Here is a 24,207-nt window from a genome sequence, read left to right as displayed (position 1 = left end):
CTTTTTATTTGTTTTGCAGTTGCTTTTAATTAAGCTTCTGGTGCAAGTTCTACGACGAGACCTTCTAGTTCTTCGGTTACAGGAATCTGACAACCTAATCTGCTGTTTGGTTTCACGTTATAAGCTTCATCCAGCATTGCTTCTTCGTCCGGCAGCATTTCCGGCAGTGGTACATTTTCGCTCAAAACATAGCATTGACAAGAGGCGCACATTGCCATTCCGCCGCAGATTCCGATGGTTCCTTCCGGTGCCAATTCGTAGGCGCGAACGATTTCCATCAGGCTCATCGCCATATCTGTTGGAGCAGGAATTGTGTGAGAAACGCCGTCTCTGTCTATGATTGTAATATTAACGTCTGACATTTTGCAAAGATAGAAAATAGATTTCTAGATGATAGATAATAGACAAAAGAATTATTTTCTATTATCTATCCGTCTATTATCTTGTTATCTAATCAATAGATTTCACAACCGCTTTTTCAGCTTCTTTTCTAGTTCCGTCGAAACCGTCAACGCCACTTACAGTTGTATATTTCAAGACAAATTTCTTGCCCGGATTCATCCTGTTGTAAACACTTTGAACCATCAATGTTGCTTCGTGGAAACCACAAAGAATCAACTTCAGTTTTCCAGGATAAGTATTAATGTCGCCGATTGCATAGATGCCTTCGATGTTGGTTTGATAATCCAGCGCGTTGTTTACTTTGATCGCATTTTTCTCGATTTCCAATCCCCAATCTGACAATGGACCTAATTTAGGCGTTAATCCAAAAAGTGGAATCAAGTAATCTGTTTCGATGATTGATTTTTCGCCATCTTTTTCAATTTCGATAGCTGTGATTTTATCTTCGCCAATCAAACCAGTTACTTCTGCAGGCGTGATCAAGTTTATTTTTCCCTGATGTTTTAATTCTGATACTTTTTCCACAGAATCCAAAGCGCCACGGAATTCGTTTCTTCTGTGAATCAATGTCACATCAGAAGCTACATCCGCTAAGAAAACGGACCAGTCAAGGGCGGAATCTCCACCTCCGGCGATCACGATTTTTTTGTCACGGAACATTTCTGGATCTCTTACAAAGTATTCAACGCCTTTTTCCTCGAATTTTGCGATGTTTTCCAACTCCGGTTTTCTAGGGTCAAAACTTCCCAAACCACCAGCAATTGCAATGGCTTTACCTTTAACCTGAACACCTCGGCTGGTTGTAACGATGAACTGTCCGTCTTCTGTCTTTTCATAACTCAAAGCTTTTTGAGCCAATGAAAACTGAGGTTCGAACTGCTTGATCTGTTCCATCAAATTATCCACCAAAACACCAGCATCAACGCTTGGAAATCCAGGAATATCAAAGATTGGTTTTTTAGGATAAAGCTCTGTCAATTGTCCGCCTGGCTGAGGTAATGCGTCGATTAGATGACATCTCAGTTTCAGCAGTCCTGCTTCGAAAACGGTGAAAAGTCCGGTTGGACCAGCACCGATTATAATAATATCTGTTTCAAACATTTAGAAAAATTTTGAAGTGCAAATTTAATGATTATATCTGATTTTAAAAGATTGTTAACTATGATATTAATTTGCTCAGAACTATTTATTTAAAATATCTTTGCAAAAAAATAATTTATGACCACGAAAATCTATTCTAGGCAAATTTCCAAATTTGCTTTGCTATTATTTATTTCAATTTTTTCTCAGAATTTTTATTCTCAAACCGCTCCTGAAAATACCAGATTTTTTCAACTTAATACCGTAAAAGGTAGTCGGCTTTACATTGTAGAAAGTACGGATAATTTTGTTTATCATATAGGCACGATTAATTCTTCTGAGGTTGGCTTTGATAATCTTACTGCTGCCAATGTGGGATTGGATGATCTTTTCGTTTTAAAATCTGCAGCTTCTACAGGAAGCAATACGTGGTTCAAAACCTTTAATGCCGGAACTGACGGGAAAATAATCCCCAGAAATGTCTTTGCAGATGCCAATGAAAATGTATATGTTTTTGCACAGTTTCAGGGCAGTGTAAAAGTAGGAAGCAAAACCATTACTTCTGCTAATCCTACCGATACTTTTCTGATGAAAATTGATAGCAACGGCAATGCAGTGTGGGTTGATTATCTTGAAAATGGATACAATTCACTTTACAAAACGAAATGTGTTACTGAAGGTGCCAACACTTATTTTGTTTATGGCGGTAATCATTTACTAAAACTGACTGATGCTGATGGTACAGAGATTTTTAATAAAATCTATAATGGTGTTGAGTTAAAAAGCGTAGCAGTGAAAGATCAGGATTTGTATTTGGCAGGTGCTACTATAATTTCAGGTGTTAATTTTGGTTCGGAATTTATCAATGATAGTAATGTTGGTTTTGTTTTGAAAGGTGATAAAGATGCAAATTTTACAGCTTCACTCAAGACTGTTCCTACTCAAAGTTTTTTAAACACTTCAGATATAAGCGATATTGCGTTCTCGAGTAATGGCTCTTTATTACTGACAGGATTCTACACTGGGAGTCTTATCACTTTGAATAGTGAAAGTGGAAATTTTTCTTTCACTTACAATCCGAATGCAAATTATAACATTACTGCCAGACTTTATAATTTTGTCGCAAATGTAGATTATAATCTGGGTGCTGTTTCTTTCTTTCGTTCATCATCACCAATTAGTCAAGAAGTAATATACAATATAAGGACAGACTTAAATTCGTCAAAATTGATTCCGTACGGTAACTTCGGAGATTTCAGACAGATCAATTATATTACAGATAGGTATAAAAATATAGTGAACTACATTAATCCAAACGGAACATCCACTGATTTATCTCCTTCCTCATCTACCACCAATTATTCAACCTTACTGTCTTATAATAATTTGGGAGGTTTCACATCCGGAAGCCAGCTGGTAAAATATGGTTTCAAAATGAGTGCCTCGGGAAATTCTTACACCACAACCGAAAACAACAACATCAGAGTATTTACTACGTCGCAGTATAATGCTGAAAATGCTGCATTAGCGTGGACTAAGCAGAAAGTAAATTCTATTGGTGGCAGTTTTTCCAAGCAATTCCAAAAGCATTTAAAGTCTGCAAAATCAGATATTTTCTTTACAGCATTAGCAGAAGGGAAAGGTAAATTTTTCAGTAATGAATTTAATAATGGTCAAAACGTATTTTCCAGATATGTTACAAGACTTGGAGCAGATGGAACTGCCAAATGGACGGCGAACTTCAGCAATGCAGCCAATGTAGATGAACTGAATGTTTCTCAGGATTTTGCGTGTACAGATAAAGATGATAATTTTTATTTTGTTGCAGGAATTAAAGGTAACTCATCCGTGTTTTCTGATGCGGCGGGTAATTCATCAAATTTCAGCACAGCATCCGGAAATTCTAAAGTTCTTCTAAAATTAGATCAAAACGGAAAGTTTTTGTGGAGCAAGCAGATCAATCAGTCCGGATTATCAAAAGTGGCAGTTGCAAGTGACTCTGCAGGCAATGTTTATCTGATGGGTCAGACGGAAGGAAGTTTAACATTAGATAATTTCAGCATTCCGTCAGAAGGTGGTTTGTCTTTGTTTGTTGTCAAATTGTCTAGTGCAGGAAATTTAATCTATTCCAAATATTATAAAAATGTAGGTTTCGGATTTTATGCTTTTAATCCAGTATTTGATAGTCAAGATAATCTATATGTTTTTACCGAACCAGCCAGTATATCCGCAGGAACCGGTGATTACCAGGATTACGTTTTTGGTTCCGTTACAGTTCCTGCCAATATAAACGGTGTAGATCATCTGATGTTGAAATTTGATAATACAGGAAATGTAATTTTCGGAAAGAATTTCTATGCTAATGCACCTAGTGCTACGTTCTCTTATGCGTGGCCAAATAATGCCGCTTTTGACGGTACGGATTTTATAGTCTCAGGTAACTATTACGGCGATTCCAATGCTGCAAGATATTTGGGATTGGACTTAGTAAATGTTCCAAAAGTATATTCAAGTGTTAATTCCTACGTTCCCTTTTTTGCAAAAGTAAATACAAGCGGAAATGTCATCTGGCAAAAAGCTCTTGAATCCAATAATAGTAATGCAGGGAACTACACCAATTTTGGACTTGATGAGAATAAAAACATCTATATGTATTATTCGGTGAAAGATAAAGTAAGAATAGGTGGAACAGAATATTCTTTTAATTCAACAGATGGAAATAAAATTCTCCTGAAACTTGATACCAACGGGAATCTTGTTTATTACAAAACTACCGATAAAGGAATGCTGGCTTATTCCCTAGTAGACGTCATCGAAAATGATAAGATTAATGCGTCGGGCTTTACATCAGAAAATAATTTCCTTAATTATAAGATTAACAATCAGAATGCAACAAATCTGTACGTCGCGACTTTCGGAGCTTTAGATCAAAAATATCTTACACCGATGAACAACTATTTGATTTTGACAAATGCAGCGATTTCCAACAATCCTGGAAATGCCAATTCTTTTGTGTTTGATTTGGTTAATAATGTTAATTGGACAGCAACTAGTGATCAAAACTGGTTGAACTTGACAGCTTCTCAGAACAAAAATATAGCGAACGTTATTTCTGGAAACGGAGATGCAAAACTGACATTGACAGCCGAAACTAATAATTCTGGTAGCACCAGATCTTCCAATATATTTATTTCCGGTGACGGAGGTGTGGCTTCGAAAACCATTGTTGTAACGCAAACCGGAATTCTGGCAAATCAGGAAGCTAAAACATTTGTAACCGTAATCTATCCAAACCCGACTTCTGATATCATTAATATCCAGACAGATCAGAAAATTTCTAAAATTGAAATTTTTGATACAAGCGGAAAACTTCTGAAATTAAATTCAGGTAGTGAAAAGAGCATTCAGGTTTCTGAATTAGTCAAAGGAATTTATCTGATAAAAATATATTCAGACAATCATATTATCAATTCTAAATTTATTAAAAATTAGAAAATACATACATATTATCAATAAAAAATCGATCTCAATTTGAGATCGATTTTTTGTTTTCAGTAAATTATTTTGGATAAAATCTTACCAAATGATAAGATTTTATTTTATGGTTTGCCTTAGTTTTGGCCTTTCATCATTTGTGTTTTTAATCCCTGATAATATTTAGTATTACAGGGATTTTTTTATGCATTGCGTTTGATGAGTGCCATATAAAATCCATCATAACCTTCGCTTGGCATTATTTTTTGATCTTTGATAAGCGTAAAATCTGTATTGTTTTCCAAAAATGTTTTCACCTGGCCATCATTTTCTGAAGGTAAAATAGAACAAGTTGCATAGATCATTTGTCCGCCCTTTTTAAGGATTTTAGAATAATCTTGTAAGATTTGCTGCTGCTCACCTTTAATTCTGTCGATGAAAGCCTGATCGATTTTCCATTTGGAATCCGGGTTTCTTTTCAAAACACCAAGTCCTGAACAAGGCGAATCTATCAAAAGTCTGTCAGCAGTATTGTGAAGTCTTTTGATGACCTTATTGTCGGAAATCATTCTGGCTTCAATGTTGTGAGCGCCGGCTCTTTTTGCTCGTCTTTTAAGTTCAGCTAATTTCCATTCGTAGATGTCCAGTGCAATGATCTGGCCTTTATTTTTCATCAAAGCTGCCAAGTGCAGCGTTTTTCCACCGGCACCTGCGCAGGCATCCACAACACGCATTCCTTCCTGGACGTCCAATAATTCTCCGATTTTCTGTGAACTTGCATCCTGAACTTCAAAGTATCCGTCTTTGAAAGCTGAGGTCAAGAAGACATTTTTCTTTTCTGCCAATTGGATGGCGTCAGGATAATTTTTAATTGTAAAAGCTTCTACATTTTCGTCATTCAAATCTGCAATCAGTTCTCTTGGCGTCGTTTTCAAAGTGTTGGCACGCAAAACTGTTGGCGCCTGCTCATTGAGAGCAACCATTTCTTTTTCCCAGTTTTTTCCTAACTCTTTTTCCAAAGTCTCAGCCAGCCAATCCGGAATCGAATGTTCGATAGCCTTCGTAGGAACAGTTCCTTTTTTCAGTTTTGTAAGAATATCAGCGACTTTGATGCCGTCGAATTCCTCAAATTTTTTGTAATGTGTTTTGCTCCAAAGTAGGTATGCGATAATCATTTTATACACATTGGTAGGCTTTACACTTTCGCCCATATAATATTCCAGACGTTTTTTCCAACGGATGATGTTGTAGAAAATCTCGGAAACTACGCGTCGGTCTTCGCTGCCCCATTTTCTGTGGGCTTTTAAAAGTCTTTCGATGACTTTATCTGCGTATTTTCTGTCCTCGAAGAAGGTTTCCTGAAGACAATCGTGAATCCCGATCAAAAGGTTGCGGTGTATAAGTTCCATTTATTATGATAAAATGTTATGATTTCTATTTGAGAATGTGAGTTTTACAGAATAATTCTGATCATTAATTAAAAAGAAAAATTACTGATTTTCAATCGGCAAAGTTAATGATTTTAATTTAATTTTTTTTCTCGCTGTTCTTGTCTTATGAAAAGTAGAAGTGATTTGAGCTATGTTAATTTTGTATTAAGTTTTTCAAATATGTTTAATTATTTTGTTTAACAATTTTGTCAAAACAAATGATTGGTATAAATTTGCACAAAATTGTTTAACAAAAATGTCAAAACAAGAAAAAAAAGATCAAACACAGGAATTGATCAAAGAAACGACCAAGAATTTATTCTTCGTCAAAGGGAAGTTTGATGCCACAACGCAGGAAATTGCGGATGAAGCGGGCGTCAACAGAACGCTTATCAATTATTACTTCAGATCCAGAGACAATCTGGTTCAGGTCGTTTTTGATGAAGCGCATAAAGTAGAAAAAGAGAAGTCTGAGATTATTATGCGATCCGATCTTTCCTTTAAGGAGAAAATCAGTCAGTTTATTGATGGAAGTCTGTCCACAAGTCTGCAATATCCTTACCTCGAAACTTATATTGTTTCGCAAATCAACAAAGGAAGTTGTCACAAAAGGGATGTGGAAAAAGAAGATCTTGAGATGTTTTACAGAGATATCAAAAAAGAAATGGAATTGGGAACGATCGAAAAAATGGAACCTGTGCAGTTTATCTTTAATATGATCTCTCTGTTGGTTTTCCCGAGTGCGATAAGACCTCTGTTTATGGAAAATATGATGATCAGTGATAAGGAATTTGACAGATTGATTGCCGACCGGAAAGAAATTATTTTAAATCTGCTTTTTAAGAATTAGTTAAAATAATTAAAAATTGTTAAAGTATTTACAAAATCGGATCGTCATCAATGATTAGAGATAAGAAAGAAAAAAATTAAAAAAATAAAAGAATTAACTAAATTATGAATAGAAAACTTATAACTGCAAAAAAGCTGAAAATCAGTATAGCTGCGGCATTTATGATTTTCGGCTCTTCATCTGTTTTTGCACAACAGCAGGTATCTTTGCAGGAAGCTATCAAACAGGCTTTGCAAAATAAAGCAGAGGCTAAAAAAGCGGCGCTTGAAGTCAAAAGAGCAGAACTGAAAATAACTGAAGCCAAAGCTGGAGCATTACCACAGATCAGTGCCACTGCAGGTTTAACTTATAACCCAATCATTCAAGAATCGTTGCTTAAATTTGGTGGACAAAGTACAAGAGCACAATTGGGACAACCTTGGGTTTCCAGTGCAACCGTCAATGTGAATCAGGCTATTTTTGACCAAAGAGTTTTTATAGGTCTAAAAGCGGCAAAATCTACCAGAGAGTTTTATGTTCTGAATGCTCAGCTTTCAAATGAACAGATTATCGAAAATGTTGCAACAGCCTATTATCAGGTTTTTGTACAAGAAGAAAATCTTAAAACTTTAAATGTAAGTTACGCCAATACTGAGAAAGTAAGAAACGTAATCAAAAGTTTGGTGGACAATGGATTAGCGAAAGGAATTGATCTAGATAGAACCAATGTACAATTAACAAACATTAGCGCAAACAGACAACAATTGGTAAATGCAGTGGAGCTTTCCAAAAACTCTTTGAAGTTTTATATGGGTGTTCCGATTGATAAGCAAATTGAGCTAGAAGAAAAATCCATCGAACCAAGACCAGAATTGATTGCCGGAAATGTAAATCTGGACGAGAGAACAGATATTAAGGTTTTGAATAAAAACAGAGAACTTCTTCAGTATAATTTAAAAGCAACCGAGGCCTATTTGTATCCAACCGTGGGATTGCAGGCGAACTACGGCTGGGGAGGACAAGGTTCGAGATTTCCTTTGACTAATGGACTAAAAAATGATGTTCTTTGGAGCGACTATTCAGCGATCGGTTTAAATGTTAATATTCCAATCTTTACAGGTGGTGCTACCAAATCTAAGATTCAGCAGGCGGAAATCGATATTCAATCTTTGGATGTAGATATCCAAGAAACCCAATTGAGTTTAAGTCTGGAGTACAAAAATGCCATTACCAATATGGAAAATTCCATCATCACTATCGAAAATATGAAAGGGAATGTGGAGTTGGCAGAAAAAGTACAGAAAGATACGCAATCCAACTATCAATACGGTTTGGCAACTTTGACAGAGGTTCTTGATTCTGAAAATGCACTTACAGATGCAAAACAGAACTACACGACTTCATTATTAGACTATAAACAAGCCGAGATCAAATTGATCAAAGCGAAAGGAGAACTTAATACATTACAAAATCCATAATAAAACTATGAAAAAGACTTTTATATATATCATCGTAGCAGCTGTACTTGTAGGTTTAGCGGCTTGGAAAATTGCAGATAATAAGAAGAAGCAGGAGACTGAAGTAAAAGAAGTGGCAAAACAAGTTGATAAGATCAACGTGAATGTTGTGACTGCTTCCAGAACAAATATTGATACAGATTATTCGGCTAACGGAACTTTTATTCCTAAACAAGAGACTAATCAATCTGCTGATATTGCCGGTAGAGTTGTAAGTGTTTTTGTAAAAGAAGGTTCCAGAGTTTCTGCCGGACAGGTTTTGGCAACCATCAAAAGAGATGCAATCGAAGTTGATGTGACCCAAGCTCAGAACAATTTACAAAATGCAATTGCAGATAATCAGCGTTATGAAAATGCTTTTAAAACTGGAGGTGTTACAAAACAACAATTGGATAACTCGAGATTGCAGCTTAAAAATGCACAATCTGCCTTGAGAGCGCAAGGTGTAAGAGTAAATGATACAAGTGTTCGTGCAGGAATCAGCGGAACTATCAACAAAAAAATGGTGGAGCCGGGAGCTGTTGTCGCAACTGGAACTTCATTGTTCGAAATCGTCAATATCAATTCTCTAAAACTTTCTGTTTTGGTGGATGAAAGCCAGGTTGGAAGAATCCAAATTGGACAGACTGTTAACATCAATGTCAATGTTTTGCCGGACGAATCTTTCAGTGGTAGAATTACCTTCATTGCTCCGAAAAGTGATGCGTCTCTTAACTTTCCAGTAGAGATCGAAGTTCAAAACAAAGGAAACTTAAAAGCTGGTATGTACGCAACAGCCGTTTTCAAAACCAATCACGGTGCTGAAACTCAGAATATGCTGACCGTTCCTGCAGAAGCTTTCGTAAATGGTGTGAGTTCAGGTCAATTGTTCATCGTTCAAAATGGAACTGCAAAATTGATCACGGTACAAACAGGAAAAGTTTACGGCGACAAAGTTCAGATCATCAGCGGTCTTAATGGTGGCGAGCAAGTGATCACCAGTGGACAAATCAACCTAGATAACGGTTCAAAAATCAATATCGTAAAGTAACAGAAGAATGAAGTTAGCAGAAATATCCATTAAAAGACCGTCCCTCGTTATCGTACTTTTTACGATCCTGACGCTGGGAGGTTTATTAAGTTACTCCATGATGGGGTACGAGTTGATCCCGAAATTTGAAACCAATATGGTAACGATTTCTACCGTTTATCCTGGAGCTTCGCCTGCAGAGGTGGAAACTTCGGTGACACGAAAGATCGAGGATGCCGTTGGTTCTTTGGAAAACGTAAAAAAAGTAGAATCATCTTCCTACGAGAGTTTATCGGTAATTATGGTTCAGTTGAACACAGGTGCCGACGTAAACTACGCTTTGAATGATGCTCAGAGAAAGGTAAATGCGATTTTGGCAGACCTTCCGGAAGATGCAGATCCGCCGTCATTACAGAAATTCTCACTAGATGATCTTCCGATCATGACTTTGAGTATATCAAGTAATAAGTTGAACAACAAAGATCTTTATGACCTTTTAGATAAAAAAATTGAACCGATCTTTTCCCGTGTAAACGGTGTGGCTCAGGTTGACCTTGTTGGTGGACAGGAAAGAGAGATCCAAGTGAGTTTGGATGAGAAAAAAATGCAGGGTTACGGTCTTGCGATCGCAGATGTACAGCAGGCGATTCTTTCGTCAAACTTAGATTTCCCGACTGGAGCTTTGAAAACGAGAACTTCAAGATCTACGATCAGACTTTCAGGAAAATACAGAGATGTACAGGAAATGAACAACCTTGTGGTTTCCAACAAAGACGGCGCGCAGGTCCGTTTGTCCGATATCGCAACCGTTTTCGATACTCAGAAAGATATTGAGAAAGTAGCGAGATACAATCAGAATTCTACCATTTTGATGCAGATCAAAAAACAGTCTGATGCCAATGCAGTATCGGTTTCAGAATTGGTGCAGAAAACGATTGCTCAGGTTGAAGGTAATTATAAAGTTCAGGATATCAAAGTCAATATTGTAGATGATACAACAGACTTTACGCTTGAAGCGGCTGACCACGTAATCTTCGATTTATTCCTTGCGATTATTTTGGTGGCTGTCGTAATGTTATTATTCCTTCACAATATCAGAAATGCATTTATCGTAATGGTTTCGATTCCGGTGTCGTTGATTGCGACGGTGATCGGAATGTATTTGATGGGATATACTTTGAACTTGATGAGTTTGTTGGGACTTTCACTCGTTGTAGGTATCCTTGTGGATGACGCGATTGTGGTTCTTGAGAATGTTTACCGTCACATGGAGATGGGGAAAAGCAGAATCCGTGCAGCTTATGATGGTGCTTCTGAAATTGGCTTTACAGTAACAGCGATCACGATGGTAATTGTCGTGGTATTCTTACCGATTGCGATGAGTTCTGGTCTGGTTTCTGATATCTTGGCGCAGTTCTGTGTCACGGTGGTAATTGCGACAATGTTCTCATTATTGGCTTCATTTACCATCATTCCTTGGTTATCTTCAAGATATGGTAAATTGGTTCATTTGACTGGGAAAAATCCTTTTGAGAAATTCATCCTTTGGTTCGAAAAACAATTGGAAAAATTCACACACTGGATTTCAGGAATTCTGGAATGGGCGCTTAAATCTGGATTAAGAAGAATAATGGTGGTTGTAGTGACTTTCATTGTTTTGATTGCTTCATTTATGTTGGTCGCATTCGGATTTATTGGAGGTGAATTCTTCCCGAAAATGGACAGAGGACAGTTCCTTGTTCAGATGGAATTATCAAAAGATGCTTCTGTAGAAAAAACCAATCAGGTGACTTTGGCAGTTGAAAAATATCTGAGAGATGATAAAGATGTAGTCGATATGATCACAACTGTTGGTCAGCAGTCATCAGGTTTTGGTGGTGCGCAGGCAACTTTGTATCAATCCGAAATCCAGGTAATTTTGGTTGATAAATCTGAACGTAACGAAAGTACAGACATCAAATCAGCTAAGATCAAAAGAGCATTAGAAGAAAAATTCACTGGCGTTGAGTTCAAAACAGCACCAATTGGATTGATGGGAGCAGACAACGCACCGATCGAAATGGTTGTGACGGCTCAGGACAACGCAACAGCCAACAAAGAAGCGAACAGAATCCTTGAACTATTGAAAAAAGTACCTGGTTCTGTAGATGCAGAATTGTCAACCGACTCCGGAAGTCCGGAAGTTCAGGTGAATATCGACAGAGATAAAATGTCTTCTTTAGGCTTGAATCTTTCCAGTGTAGGACAAACGATGCAGACTGCATTTAGTGGAAATACAGACGGAAAATTCAGAGCCGGAGAATATGAATATGACATTAATATCCGTTTTGGTGACGCCAACAGACAATCGATTGATGACGTTAGAAACTTAATGTTCACCAATCCTTCCGGACAGCAAGTAAGACTGAGCCAATTCGCAGATGTGAAAATGGGTTCTGGACCAAGTTTGCTTGAACGTAGAGACAAAGCGCCTTCCGTAAAGGTAAAATCCAAAGTAGTAGGTCGTCCAGTAGGAGACGTTGCGAATGAATGGGCTGCGCAGTTTATGGAAAACGAAAAAACCAAACCAGCCGGCGTAAGCTACATCTGGAGTGGAGATATGGAAAATCAGACCGAAGGTTTCGGTACATTAGGAATCGCATTATTGGCGGCTATTGTATTGGTTTATTTGGTAATGGTTTCACTGTATGACTCGTTCGTCTATCCATTTGTGGTATTGTTCTCAATTCCTTTGGCATTGATCGGAGTAATGGTAATCCTCGCCATCACAGGAAATTCATTGAACATCTTTACGATGCTCGGGATGATTATGTTGATTGGTTTGGTAGCGAAGAATGCGATTATGATCGTCGATTTTGCCAATATGAGAAAAGCAGCCGGAGCCAGCACGCACGACGCTTTGATCCAGGCCAACCACGCGCGTCTTCGTCCGATTTTGATGACGACGATTGCGATGATCTTCGGTATGATCCCGATTGCGATTGCAAAAGGAGCAGGAGCAGAAATGAACAACGGATTAGCTTGGGTAATTATCGGTGGTTTGACATCATCATTATTCCTGACTTTGATCATCGTACCAGTGGTTTATTCATTATTTGATTCACTTCTTAGAAGAATGGGCAAAGGCGAACCAGTAGATTATGACGCTGAAATGAAGGCAGACTATGAAGAAAAAGAACTGAGTGAAGACGGTTACACGCCGAAACACGTAGATTAAAATATCAATTATTTAATCCTTGAAACCGTATCAATTTTTATTGATGCGGTTTTTTTTGGTTAATAGTTATTGAATTAAAACAAAAAAAACTCCCAGAAAAATCTGAGAGCCGACAATATATTTTTAAAGCTAGAAATTAATCTGCCATTACTTCGCCAGATTTTCTGTAGATGAAATTCCCGTAGATGTGTCTTCTCGCAAAACGACTTGGAGAATCGGAATTCACCATTTTGATATAAATGTTTCTTGGAACACCGATGTATTCAAACATTTTCCCATTCAAATGCTGAACTTTCAAAATTGATTTTTCAAGATAAAAGTCAGTGATAATAGATGTTGTGATTGTGTCAGTATATTCTTCTTTATATTTTTCCTGCGTTTCTTCGTGAATGCTTACTAGAAAATGATAAGCTTCGATCACAGATTTACTTTTGTCTTCTGCTTCCAGTTTTCCGGCTTCGTCATTTACAAATTTGTCAGGATGCGTGTCCTTCATAGTGTTTCTGTAAATGGTTTTAAGATCTTTAAGAGTTGCAGTTTTGTCAACGCCAAGAAGTTTTCTGTGTTCGCCAATTCTTTTCATAATAGGGTAATATTTCGGGGTGCAAAATTAAGCTTTTAAAATTTAAAAATCATAACTTATTCATTATTAATTTATTTGAAACTTCAAAAGAATTTTCTTTGCCCATAATTTAGATGAAAACAGGTTGCAGCTAATTCCCATCGATACAACTCAGAACATTTTGGAATTATGATTTTTGTTTTTACAATGGATTATGTTAAAAAGAAAATCTTATCTTTGAATCATAACTTATATCAAATGAAAAATATTTTTTATACCATCATAATAACTTTGGCAATGGTTTCCTGTACCAGCAGAGTAGGAAACGCTTCCAAAGTTGGGAAATCTCAGGCTGCTGTTACCGGCACGCAATGGGTTTTGGCAGACGATATTGCCAACAAGCCAACTTTGATGATAGAACAAAACAGAATCTCTGGAAACGCAGGCTGCAACAACTATTTTTCTGATGCGGTAATTGATACTTCCGCAGGTAATTTCTCCGCAAAAAACATTGGTTCTACAAGAAAAATGTGCAACAATATGACAACAGAAACAAGTTATATCAGTGTTTTGCAGGAAGTGAACAAATATGTGGTGACAGAAAACACATTGGAACTTTACAAAGACAACTTGTTACTTTTGAAATTCAACAAGCAGCAATAATCCAAACTTTTGTGAACTCTATCTCGTCCATAATTTGTTTAAGCAGATAATTAAATAAAACTTTGTGACTTTTGTGGTTGCAACAAGGCATAAAAAAAGGAACTCAAATCTGAGTTCCTTTTTTATTATTCTTCGTCTTCCTCGTCGTCGTATTTTGCAAGTTCTTCATCACACCATTTGAAGGCTTCTTCCACAACTTTCGTAGCCTCATTTGCTACAGTTTCTTCGTCGTCTCCTTCCAAATCATCCAACCATTCTACATCCTCTTCCTCTACGTTAAGGATAAAACGTGGATACTCTGTGTGAACTACAAAAAGATCTTCTGGAAATTCAGAATTGTCGGCTAATAAAAACTTAGGTAATTTCATAATATAAAATTTTAAATAAATCAGAGCATTCGTGACTGTCACTCTATGGTTCAAAGATAGAAAAATTCCCGAAAACAATTATTGATAATTATTTTTTTTGATACGGATTTTACTTTCCACCTTATGCTTCGTCAGAACTTTCTTTTGCAGCGTATCTCGAGGGTCAAAAGTCACGTATATTTTTGGATTCACGGTGCTGATTAATTCCGCAACCTGAACTTCATCAAGCTTAATCTCATCTTTGATATAGAATTTCAAAGTCTCATTTTTCAATTTTTCTTTTTCAAGATATTCGGAAATAACGCTTCTGTTCTCAAGATAATCACCCTTCGACAACCAGGTGAAAACAAATCCCGTCATCAAACTCAAAAATGCGATGGAATAAGTCAAACTATCAAATATTTGAAATAATTTCCCGAAAAACACCAGCCAAATTCCAATAGAAAACGGTGCCAGTAATCTGTAATCTATGGCATTGACTGAATACACATATTGAATGAAATACGAACAAACGATACTTACAAGAGATATGATTAAAATGAATTTCTCCGTTTCGGAAAGTTTTGTTTTGATGAATAGAAAAACCATTGCAATGATTGTCAAAACGCCAATGCCATAGATTCCGTAATTGATAATTCCGCCGTTTGGATCTGCAATGTGGATGAAAGGATCAAAAGTTGTAGCCAAACCTTGGAATAATTCGGTCAAAAGCTGGGAAGTTGGTTTCAATCCTATTTCCAGAAAAGTGTTAATGTAATTTTCATTAAAATAATCGATGAACAAAACCTTGTACAAGCCATAAAATCCAACGCCGATAATTCCCGAAATCACAAAACTTTTCCAGTAGAATTTTTTATAATTGATCAAACCAAAAAACACGGTTCCAAGACACAGAAACAAAGCGCTGTAACGAATATTGATTAATAAAATTAAAATGAAACTCAGATAGAAAATTCCGCTTTTGGTAGAGATTTTATTGTTTAAAATTTGATTCGCAATATAGAAAAGAAGAATAACGAACGGAAACGTCAAAGCCTCCGCCATCGTAAAAGAAAAAATACTCACAAAGCTGAAAAGTGCCGATGCAATCAACAGTTCTTTGAAGAAAAATCGTTTTTTGTAAGCGAAAAATAAGAGGAATGTATAAACCAAGATTCCAATCAATTTGCTGCTCCAGAAATCATCAATTCCAAAATAGGTGAAAAACTTGATGAATAATGGATAGCCGAGTGGCGCCGTCGTATTGTCAATGATTGGAAATATTTCAGATTGCCTCATATATCTGATGGAATCGGGACTCACACGTCCTTTTTCATTCAGCAGAAATCTCAGAACAATCATTATGTAGGTAATAATAATTAGAAATAACTGAATGAATTTTTCGGATTTTGGATTTAGTTTTATAGAAATCATTTATTAAAAATAAAAAAACTTTGCCAATCATAGATGACAAAGTCTGAAATTAGTGTTTGCGGTTTCTAAACCATTATTTTAAAAACATTTTCGAAACTTTTTCTGCTTTTTTACTTTCGGAATAATCGTAAAAACCTTCCCCGGATTTCACACCTTTTTTCCCGGCCATTACCATATTGACCAGCAAAGGATTTGGTGCATATTTCGGATTTTTGAATCCGTCGTACATCACATTCAGGATTGCAAGACAAACATCAAGACCAATAAAATCTGCCAACTGTAAAGGTCCCATTGGATGTGCCATTCCCAGTTTCATTACGGTATCGATCTCTTCCACGCCCGCAACGCCGTTGTAAAGTGTTTCAATCGCTTCGTTGATCATCGGCATTAGAATTCTGTTGGCTACAAATCCTGGATAATCATTCACTTCTGTTGGAACTTTTCCTAATTTTTTACTCAGTTCAAAAATCTCATTAAATGTCTCTTTCGAAGTTGAATAACCTTTGATGATTTCCACCAGTTTCATAATCGGAACCGGATTCATAAAGTGCATTCCAATGACTTTTTCAGGACGTTTCGTCGCAGCTGCAATCTGAGTGATAGAAATGGATGATGTGTTGGTAGCAAGAATACAATGGGCTGGCGAAAGTTCGTCCATCTGCGCAAAGATTCTCAGTTTCAAATCCAGGGTTTCTGTGGCTGCTTCTACAATCAGATCAGCATTGGGAGCTGCATCTTTAAGATCCGTAAATGTTGTAATGTTTCCAAGAGTATTGGCTTTTTCTTCCTCAGTCAGGTTTCCTTTGGCGATGATTCTGTCCAGATTGGTGGTGATCGTTTTCAGGGCTTTATCAAGATTTTCCTGTTTCACATCTACCAAACTCACCTGGAATCCACTTTGGGCAAAAGTATGCGCAATCCCGTTTCCCATAGTTCCTGCGCCTATTACAACAATGTTTTTGTTCATAATTTAATATTTTTTATTTATGAATTCACGAACCTTTCGGTTTCATTTATATTATTTTTAATTATTTAAATATTGATTTGTAGTAAAGTCTAAAACCTAACGCCTAAAACCTAATTACTGCTTTTCAAGATAATAAAGATACTCCGTCGTTTTCGAAGCTTTATGATTTCGGTTATCTTCCTTGTCTGCCCGGAAACGCTGATACTCGGTTGTAAATATATCATATTTCCCGAATTTGGAAAGTATCTTTTTAATATCGCTTTCCGCCATCAATCCTTCATTGTTATAGCTCAGGAAAATATGCTGGAATTTTGCGTTTTCAATAAGGTCTTCAAAGGTTTTCAGAACTTCCGGTTTGCTGCAGTATTTTGATTTTTGATAATCCCGAAGTCCCGTTTTTCCTTTCGGAGAGAAGTTGTCGTATTTCGCAATCGTGTTCAAAAGATGATAGTTGGCGCCGTATTGACGGGCATTGTAAGGTGGATCAAGATACAGAATGTCACCTTCGATTTTTTGAATTAATGAGTTGCTGTCTTCATTATAAACTTCGTGTGAGTTTTCAGTCAATTCAAAAAAGGATGGCATGATTTCCATATTTTTCTGAGCAGATTTTTTAATTTGTTTAAGAAAAGCACCATAAACTGAAGCCGTGTTTGCAATTTTATCGGCAGCTTCCAAAAGTGAACACAGCAGGAAATAATATTGATCTTCATTTATTTTCCTAGAGATTTTCCAATCTTCAATTTTTTGTCGGATCGCATCTATTTTCTTCCCGTTTTCTTCCGAGAAATAAAGCCTTTCCGATTTTCCATTCTCCGAATATTCCTCTGAAATAAAACCAGATTTTCCTTCAGTCGAATTCAATTCAGCAATCAAATCTTCATCATTAAATTTCTCATGATTTCCGACGTAATTTCGATTCAGTACGTAGCTGTAAAATTCAAAATCATTGCTGATGACTTTTTTGGTTTCCGCCTTGAAATTCCGTCCGACAATTCCGGTTCCTGCAAAGAGGTCGCAAAATATTTTGTTGGATAAATCTTTGTCAACAATTTTATAAACGGTTTGTTTGATGAAATCCGAAAGTTTGTTTTTGGAACCGATGTAATTCATGAATTAAGCTTTGATCCAAATGATGTCAGAAAGGATCTCGTGAGATTCCAAATTTAAGGAAACTAAATTGTCTCTCGAAAAATTGCTGAGATATTCTGTGATTTTTTCTTTGATTAAGGTCAGTTCGGTTTTCAATTTCCAATGTTCTCCATTTTGCTCATCATAGAAAATGATGAAAAGTCGATTGGCGTGGTGCTTCCTTCCTTGCTGACTCTGATTTTTATATAGCCATTCAATTAATTCTTTTTTATGATCAACGGCGTAATCAAAACTCTTCCCTAATTGTCTCGGAAAAACACTGCTTTTATGATCAAACGGAATTCCCGAAATATAAAAATCTACCGTTTTAGAAAATTGATTTTCTTCTTTTTTAACAAGATGATTTGATGTGAAAATATACTCAACGGCTTTTGCAGACCAGAAATTCAGCCAGCGGTTAAACGCATAGTTTCTCAAACCTTCATCAAAATCCTTGCATTGATTTTCCAAGCTTTCAAAATCTTTAGTCTGATAAATAAATTTGGTTTTAAAATCCCAACCATCAGACTGCTTTCTTCCCCAGTTGTAAGGAAAATTCAGGCGTTTTTTGAGTTCAGATTCTAGTTGAAGGAGAGTCATTCTATTTAAAATCTTATGGTTTTATATAATATTTTCCAGGTTCAATATATTCGCCAGAGGGATTGTTTTTAGTTTTAAACTTTGGATTAATTGTTATTTTTTTTCCATTAGTAATATCTTGTAAAAAAATTTCAAAATGTAAATGCGCTCCAGATGAATATCCCGTATTTCCACTATAACCAATTAATTCACCTTCTTCTATTTCCTGGTTTATTCTAACTAATGAACCACGAAATTTTAAGTGCCCATACATAGCCATAGTCCCATCATCGTGTATAATTGCAATTGAATTTGCTTTCTCTTTGCAACTTTCATTGAAACAGTTTTCATTACTGTTATCCTTTACAAAAATTACTTTTCCTTTTCTAGCTGAGTGAACCTTTTCTCCTAGCTTTAACCCAAAATCATAGGCATTTAATTCTTTATGAGTTTTACCTGAAAAAGGACCTTGCATTATAAATACAGACTTGTTTGATTCAAAAGGAAGAGAATATACGTAATCGAGATTTTTTTGATTTAACAAATCTCCTGTTGTAACTTTTGTATCATAATTAAAGCTCCATTCTATATAAGGATCTTTAGGGTGTACTGTATTGAAAAGTTTGTTTTCTTTAGGTAATGCAACTATAAATGTTTCATTTGTTACAGTAGTGATGATGTTTGAACCAGTTTGTGTATATTTAAAAGTTAAGGGGAAACTTTCATTATTTTCGTAGTACACTTGAATTGAATCACCTAAATCTTTGTGAAATACCTTTGCATTGGGTTTATAGGTGATAGTTTGCGAGAAATAACTTATACTTAACAATAGAAATACTAAATATTTCATATCAATTATTTCTGAATCAACCTCATAATCTCCAGCGCCACCTTCAAAGCCTCCGTTCCATCTTCCAAAGAAACCTGAACAGGAACGTCATATTTGATAGCATTGGCAAAACTTTCCAATTCATCAAGAATCGCATTATTCGGCTGAATGTTCGGATATTCGAAAAGGATTTGGTTTTTTTCGCCTTCCGCATTTTCGATAATCATATCAAAGTCGGATGGATTTTCCGGCGCCGGTTTCATTCGGATAACTTCGGATTTTTTGTCCAGGAAATCAACAGAAACATAAGCGTCTTGCTGGAAAAACCTCGATTTTCTCATCGCTTTCATTGAGATTCTGGACGTCGTCAGATTCGCCACACAACCGTTTTCAAACTCAATTCTCGCATTGCAAATGTCCGGCGTTTTGCTCACAACCGAAACACCACTGGCGTGAATCAACTTCACTTTCGACTTCACCAGACTCAGCAAAATATCAAGATCGTGAATCATCAAATCCAAAACCACAGAAACATCCGTTCCCCTCGGATTGAATTCCGCCAGTCTGTGAATCTCGATGAACATTGGATTTTTAATATAATCTTTCGCACCAATAAAAGCTGGATTATAACGTTCAACGTGACCAACCTGCGCCTTGATTCCAAATTCGTTGCATTTTTGAAGAATTTCTTCCGCCTGTTCCAGCGTTTGTGTCACCGGTTTTTCAATGAAAAAATGGATGCCTTTTTCAATCGCTTTCAATGCGTAATCATAATGGTAAAGCGTTGGCGTCACAATATCCAACATTTCGATTTCGTTCAAAAGTTCCTCGAGACTTTCAAAATATTTATAACCGAATTCCGCTTCCAGTTTTCGGCCATTTTCTGCGTCTTTGTCGTGGAAACCAACGAGTTCGTACTTCTCAGATTGATTCAACAATCGCAAATGGATTTTCCCCAAATGTCCCGCGCCCACAAGTCCGGCTTTTATCATAGCTAATTTTTCTTAAAGACGTAAATTTAAGAATTATCGCCAACCAACATAAAAAAAGACTCAGAATTTTTAAACTTTCTGAGTCTTATCATTTTAAATATGATTTGGGCAGCTTTTCCGCCTTCCACTCCCGCTTTTTTTTCATTGCGATTGAGGCTTTGTCAATCAATAGAACTTTACAATTCTCGCAATGAAAAAAAGAGCTCCGTTCAAGTCGGGCTGCAGATTCTACATAAAAACAAGATTTGTAATAATCACAACGTTTGTCATTCTGAAAGAATCTCGACAGCTAAGTTTAGATTCTTTCAGAATGACAATATTATGGAAATATACATTCGAAATGTCAGACTGAGCGGAGTCGAAGTCTCTTTTTACAAAGCAACAATTTTCCCTTTCTCAGAACTTTCCTTCGCCGCTTCAATCACTTTCATCGTCTGAAAAGCTTGTTTCGCCGTTACGGGAACTTTCTTATCGTTCACAATCGCCTCATAAAGGTCATCACAAAAATTAAGATAATTCCCTTGAAAAGTAGGGAAGTGGACAACTCTGTCATTGTAAACCAAAAGTCCGGTTTTCTCTTCCGGCTCCGTTCCCCAATTCTCGCGATTCGGAACTTTTCCCAATTTCAATTCATCCTCTTGCACGTCGCCACGATGTTTTAGGAAACTTCCTTTCTTGCCGTGGAAAACATAAGCCGGCGTTGGTTCTTTCACGAAATAACTGGATTTCAATCTCACACGTTTGTCAGCATAATAAAGCAAAATATCAAAATAATCATCAATCTGCGTATTCTCTCTCGTCCTTCTGATGTCTGCAAAAACTTTCTCAGGAAAACCAAACAAAGTCAAAGCTTGGTCGATGATATGCGAACCCAAATCCATCAAAATGCTCGCGCCCGGATTTCCATTTTCCTTCCACGCTTTCGGGCTCAGTTCCGGATTATATCTTTCGAAGCGGATTTCTGCTTCCACGATTTCGCCAAGATAATCCTCATCCAAAACCTTTTTCACAGTTTTGAAATCACTGTCATATCTTCGGTTTTGATAAACACAGAGTTTCAGTTTTTTCTCTTTGGCAAGTTTGTGCAATTCTTCAGCTTCCTCAGAAGTTGTCGTAAAAGCTTTCTCCACCAAAGCATTTTTCCCAGCTTCCAAAACTTTCTTTGTGAATTCGAAATGTGTGTCGATTGGCGTATTCACTACGATTAATTCCGCATCGCTCTCCAAAACGGCTTCGAGAGAATCAAAGCTCGTGACTTCCGGATAATCTTGTTGAATTAATTTTTTGCTTCGTTCATAAGCGCCCAATAATTCGTAACCTTCGTGAACTTCGAAAAACGGTGCGTGAAACAATTTCCCGGAACCGCCGTAAGCCAACAAAGCTGTTTTTATTTTTCTCATAAAATTTTTACAATTAATTTGAAATGATTTCTGTCTTGCAAAGTCGCAATAAATTTAAAATAAAACCACAAAAGTCACAGAAAATTAAAATAAAATCTCGCAAATTAAGCTGATTTTGCAGACTTAATTTTTATAAATCCACGTAATCCGCCAAATCTGCGAGAGATTTGTTATTAAACTTAATAGAGATATGGCTTCGAGAGCCTCAGTCTGACATCGCTGAAAATAAACAGTTAGGAATTAGATTTGTCGCTCTGAGCGGATTCGAAGACCTTCAAAACTCTCAAACTCTCCAACTCTCAAACCCAAATTATCCCATAATGTGAAAACCGCCGTCCACGTGACGGATTTCGCCAGTAATTCTCGTTTCTTTTCGGAAAAGATGAACAATCTCGTGCGCCAAATCTTCAGGCAAAGCATTTCCAAGTGGACTGATTCTGTCAGCTCTTTCCACATCTTCAATTTTCAGCGTTGCATTTCCGGCTTTGCTTCCCATATAAGGTGAAAATCTGATGGCGTTGGCGCGAATTCCGTATTCTTTTCCCAATTCATAAGCCATTTCTATCGTTAGCCTTTCGAGGGCCGCTTTTGCAATACTCATATTGATGTAAGGGAAAAACGAGACTTTTTCCGCCGCGATGTAGCTCAACGAAACAATCGAAGAACCTCTTTGCAAAACACCATTGGACAGCAAAGCGTGACACAACGAAATCAATGAAAACGCCGAAACATTCATCGTATCATTGAATTCCTCAGCTGTTACCTCCAGCATCGGTTTTACAGATTTGTTTCGGATGGTTTTGTCCATCGCAATCGCGTGAAGAAATCCATTTAGCTGAATGTCTTTATTCTTTAAATCCTCAGCAAGGAACTTTAAACTTTCCGGAAGTGTCACATCCAAAGGCGCGGTGTAAACATCATTGCCCAAAACTTTTTTACAAGCAGATTCGAAATCTTCATAATTTTTATTGAGAAATCCAGCCGCTTTTTCAGAAAGATTGTTGTGGAAAGGTGTCACGCCCAAACCTGTGCAAACGACTTTCCCGTTGTTTTCTAATATTTTCTCAGCGGTTTTCATCGCCAAAGAATTTTCATCTGCAATTCCTGTAATCAGGAAAGTTTGATTTTCTAACATTTTTGTTAAGACTTTAAGATTATAGACGAATAGATTATAGACCTTATAATCTTGTCTGATTTTATTTTAATAATCAAATTATCATTTATCATTTATCATTTATCAATCATCAATCATCATTTATCGATTATGCCTTGTAAAGCGCAGTTCCCCAAGTCCAACCCGAGCCAACGGCTGCAAAAAGCAAGATGTTTCCTGGTTTTACTTTTCCACTTTTGTAGGTTTCATCAAGGACAATTGGGATTGTTCCGCCGGAAGTGTTGGCATATTTGTCCATATTCGTCATCACCTTTTCGAAAGGAATATTTGTTTTTCTGGCGGTTTCCTGAAGGATTCTGATGCTTGGCTGATGTGGAATTACCCAATCTACGTTGTCGGAAGTCATTTTGTTGGCTTCCAAGATTTCGTCGATGGTTTCTGGTAAAACTCTGGTTGCAGTTTCAAAAACCTCTTTTCCGTTCATTTGGAAATAATGAAGTTTCTGCTTCAAAGTTTCTTCAGAAGCCGGCATTTCCGAACCTCCTGCTGGAATATTAAAATGATATTTCCCCGTTCCGTCTGCGTGCAGTTTGAAATCGAAAAAGCCTTTGTCTTCTGTGGTTGCAGATAACAAAATTGCGCCTGCACCGTCTCCAAAGAAAACTGAATCTTTTCTTTCCCAATCCGTAATTGTTGAAAAAGTATCAGCACCAATGACCAAAACATTCTTATACATTCCGGTTTCTATGAACTGACAGCCGATTGCGATTCCATAAAGTCCGCCTGAGCAAACTGCCGAAATATCAAAGGCAACGGCTTGTGGCGCATTCATTTTTTCCTGCACGAAACACGCTGTGGATGGCGCTTGTCTATCTGGTGTTGAAGTGGCGACGATTATTAAATCGATATTTTCTGGTTTTACATCGGTGTTTTCCAAAGCTTTCAGTCCGGCTTTGTAGGCCAAATCGCTGGTGACTTCACCTTCTGCAATTCTGCGTTCTCTGATTCCGAGATTCTTAAAAATCCATTCGTCGGACGAACCTACTTTTTCGAAAAAGTCATTTTTTAAAATTTTTGGTGGAACGTAAGACCCAGTTCCTTTAATGTAAGCTCTTATTTTCTGCATAACATCCATTCGTTCATTCAATTAATTAAAAGTTTATTTAAATATTTGGTAAAAAAACAATCAAATTTATAAAGTTTAATCTGATTGAGGTAGAAATTTTTAATA

Annotated in this window: 20 protein-coding genes; 6 read left to right on the top strand and 14 right to left on the bottom strand. The window is 36.8% G+C overall.

Going from position 1 to position 24,207, the window contains the following annotated elements; all coding sequences use genetic code 11:
• Positions 1–29 precede the first annotated feature (29 nt).
• Both LUD75_RS02415 and LUD75_RS02410 read right to left on the bottom strand, forming a co-directional pair.
• Positions 30–362 carry a 2Fe-2S iron-sulfur cluster-binding protein gene (locus LUD75_RS02415; RefSeq protein WP_232704123.1) on the bottom strand — a complete coding sequence of 111 codons (333 nt, stop codon included), beginning with the start codon at positions 360–362 and terminating at the stop codon, positions 30–32.
• Positions 363–450: 88 nt separating this feature from the next.
• Positions 451–1,503, bottom strand: coding sequence for an NAD(P)/FAD-dependent oxidoreductase (locus LUD75_RS02410; protein ID WP_232704122.1), 1,053 nt, complete (start codon positions 1,501–1,503; stop codon positions 451–453).
• 117 nt (positions 1,504–1,620) lie between these two features.
• Here LUD75_RS02410 and LUD75_RS02405 point away from each other — a divergent pair, with 117 nt between their 5' ends.
• Positions 1,621–4,974 (top strand): T9SS type A sorting domain-containing protein, encoded by a 3,354-nt coding sequence (locus LUD75_RS02405; RefSeq protein WP_232704121.1) that lies wholly within the window; start codon positions 1,621–1,623, stop codon positions 4,972–4,974.
• A 185-nt stretch (positions 4,975–5,159) separates the two neighbouring features.
• On the opposite strand, the gene LUD75_RS02400 is transcribed toward LUD75_RS02405, so the two are convergent.
• Entirely contained in the window at positions 5,160–6,365 is a 1,206-nt protein-coding gene (locus tag LUD75_RS02400; protein WP_232704120.1) for a methyltransferase domain-containing protein, read from the bottom strand.
• A gap of 277 nt (positions 6,366–6,642) precedes the next feature.
• Here LUD75_RS02400 and LUD75_RS02395 point away from each other — a divergent pair, with 277 nt between their 5' ends.
• The 4 genes from LUD75_RS02395 (at position 6,643) to LUD75_RS02380 (ending at position 12,958) form a co-directional block, all read left to right on the top strand.
• Positions 6,643–7,236, top strand: coding sequence for a TetR/AcrR family transcriptional regulator (locus LUD75_RS02395; protein WP_232704119.1), 594 nt, complete (start codon positions 6,643–6,645; stop codon positions 7,234–7,236).
• Positions 7,237–7,340: 104 nt separating this feature from the next.
• A complete protein-coding gene (locus tag LUD75_RS02390; RefSeq protein WP_232704118.1) occupies positions 7,341–8,693 on the top strand; it encodes a TolC family protein in 1,353 nt (450 codons plus the stop codon).
• A gap of 7 nt (positions 8,694–8,700) precedes the next feature.
• Positions 8,701–9,762: an efflux RND transporter periplasmic adaptor subunit gene (locus LUD75_RS02385; RefSeq protein ID WP_232704117.1), complete on the top strand. Its 1,062-nt coding sequence runs from the start codon at positions 8,701–8,703 to the stop codon at positions 9,760–9,762.
• A gap of 7 nt (positions 9,763–9,769) precedes the next feature.
• On the top strand, positions 9,770–12,958 hold the full coding sequence (locus LUD75_RS02380; protein WP_232704116.1) for an efflux RND transporter permease subunit: 3,189 nt from the start codon (positions 9,770–9,772) through the stop codon (positions 12,956–12,958).
• A 136-nt stretch (positions 12,959–13,094) separates the two neighbouring features.
• On the opposite strand, the gene LUD75_RS02375 is transcribed toward LUD75_RS02380, so the two are convergent.
• Positions 13,095–13,541, bottom strand: coding sequence for a KTSC domain-containing protein (locus tag LUD75_RS02375; RefSeq protein ID WP_034966543.1), 447 nt, complete (start codon positions 13,539–13,541; stop codon positions 13,095–13,097).
• A 237-nt stretch (positions 13,542–13,778) separates the two neighbouring features.
• On the opposite strand from LUD75_RS02375, the gene LUD75_RS02370 reads away from it, so the two are divergent.
• Positions 13,779–14,183: an META domain-containing protein gene (locus LUD75_RS02370; RefSeq protein WP_232704115.1), complete on the top strand. Its 405-nt coding sequence runs from the start codon at positions 13,779–13,781 to the stop codon at positions 14,181–14,183.
• A gap of 125 nt (positions 14,184–14,308) precedes the next feature.
• Here LUD75_RS02370 and LUD75_RS02365 read toward each other — a convergent pair whose 3' ends face one another.
• The 10 genes from LUD75_RS02365 to LUD75_RS02320 all read right to left on the bottom strand — a co-directional run bounded on the left by LUD75_RS02365 (position 14,309) and on the right by LUD75_RS02320 (position 24,102).
• A complete protein-coding gene (locus LUD75_RS02365; protein ID WP_063970596.1) occupies positions 14,309–14,551 on the bottom strand; it encodes a hypothetical protein in 243 nt (80 codons plus the stop codon).
• 78 nt (positions 14,552–14,629) lie between these two features.
• Positions 14,630–15,964, bottom strand: coding sequence for a hypothetical protein (locus LUD75_RS02360; RefSeq protein ID WP_232704114.1), 1,335 nt, complete (start codon positions 15,962–15,964; stop codon positions 14,630–14,632).
• Positions 15,965–16,037: 73 nt separating this feature from the next.
• Positions 16,038–16,931 (bottom strand): 3-hydroxybutyryl-CoA dehydrogenase, encoded by an 894-nt coding sequence (locus tag LUD75_RS02355; RefSeq protein ID WP_232704113.1) that lies wholly within the window; start codon positions 16,929–16,931, stop codon positions 16,038–16,040.
• 114 nt (positions 16,932–17,045) lie between these two features.
• Positions 17,046–18,044 (bottom strand): DNA adenine methylase, encoded by a 999-nt coding sequence (locus LUD75_RS02350; RefSeq protein ID WP_232704112.1) that lies wholly within the window; start codon positions 18,042–18,044, stop codon positions 17,046–17,048.
• A 3-nt stretch (positions 18,045–18,047) separates the two neighbouring features.
• On the bottom strand, positions 18,048–18,662 hold the full coding sequence (locus LUD75_RS02345) for a hypothetical protein (RefSeq protein ID WP_232704111.1): 615 nt from the start codon (positions 18,660–18,662) through the stop codon (positions 18,048–18,050).
• Between the two features lie 13 nt (positions 18,663–18,675).
• Positions 18,676–19,491, bottom strand: a complete 816-nt coding sequence (locus LUD75_RS02340; protein ID WP_232704110.1) for a M23 family metallopeptidase — start codon at positions 19,489–19,491, stop codon at positions 18,676–18,678.
• A gap of 5 nt (positions 19,492–19,496) precedes the next feature.
• The gene (locus tag LUD75_RS02335; protein ID WP_232704109.1) at positions 19,497–20,462 is read right to left on the bottom strand and encodes a Gfo/Idh/MocA family oxidoreductase; all 966 of its coding nucleotides are present in this window, start codon (positions 20,460–20,462) and stop codon (positions 19,497–19,499) included.
• 371 nt (positions 20,463–20,833) lie between these two features.
• Positions 20,834–21,862 (bottom strand): Gfo/Idh/MocA family oxidoreductase, encoded by a 1,029-nt coding sequence (locus LUD75_RS02330; protein ID WP_232704108.1) that lies wholly within the window; start codon positions 21,860–21,862, stop codon positions 20,834–20,836.
• A gap of 310 nt (positions 21,863–22,172) precedes the next feature.
• The gene (locus LUD75_RS02325) at positions 22,173–22,997 is read right to left on the bottom strand and encodes an SDR family oxidoreductase (protein ID WP_133945872.1); all 825 of its coding nucleotides are present in this window, start codon (positions 22,995–22,997) and stop codon (positions 22,173–22,175) included.
• Between the two features lie 127 nt (positions 22,998–23,124).
• Positions 23,125–24,102 (bottom strand): beta-ketoacyl-ACP synthase III, encoded by a 978-nt coding sequence (locus LUD75_RS02320; RefSeq protein WP_232704107.1) that lies wholly within the window; start codon positions 24,100–24,102, stop codon positions 23,125–23,127.
• Positions 24,103–24,207 lie beyond the last annotated feature (105 nt).

The sequence above is a fragment of the Epilithonimonas sp. JDS genome, assembly GCF_021261315.1.
Taxonomy (GTDB): Bacteria; Bacteroidota; Bacteroidia; order Flavobacteriales; family Weeksellaceae; genus Epilithonimonas.
The sequence above is the reverse complement of the archived record's forward strand: the minus strand, read 5'-3'. Positions and strand labels throughout refer to the sequence as shown.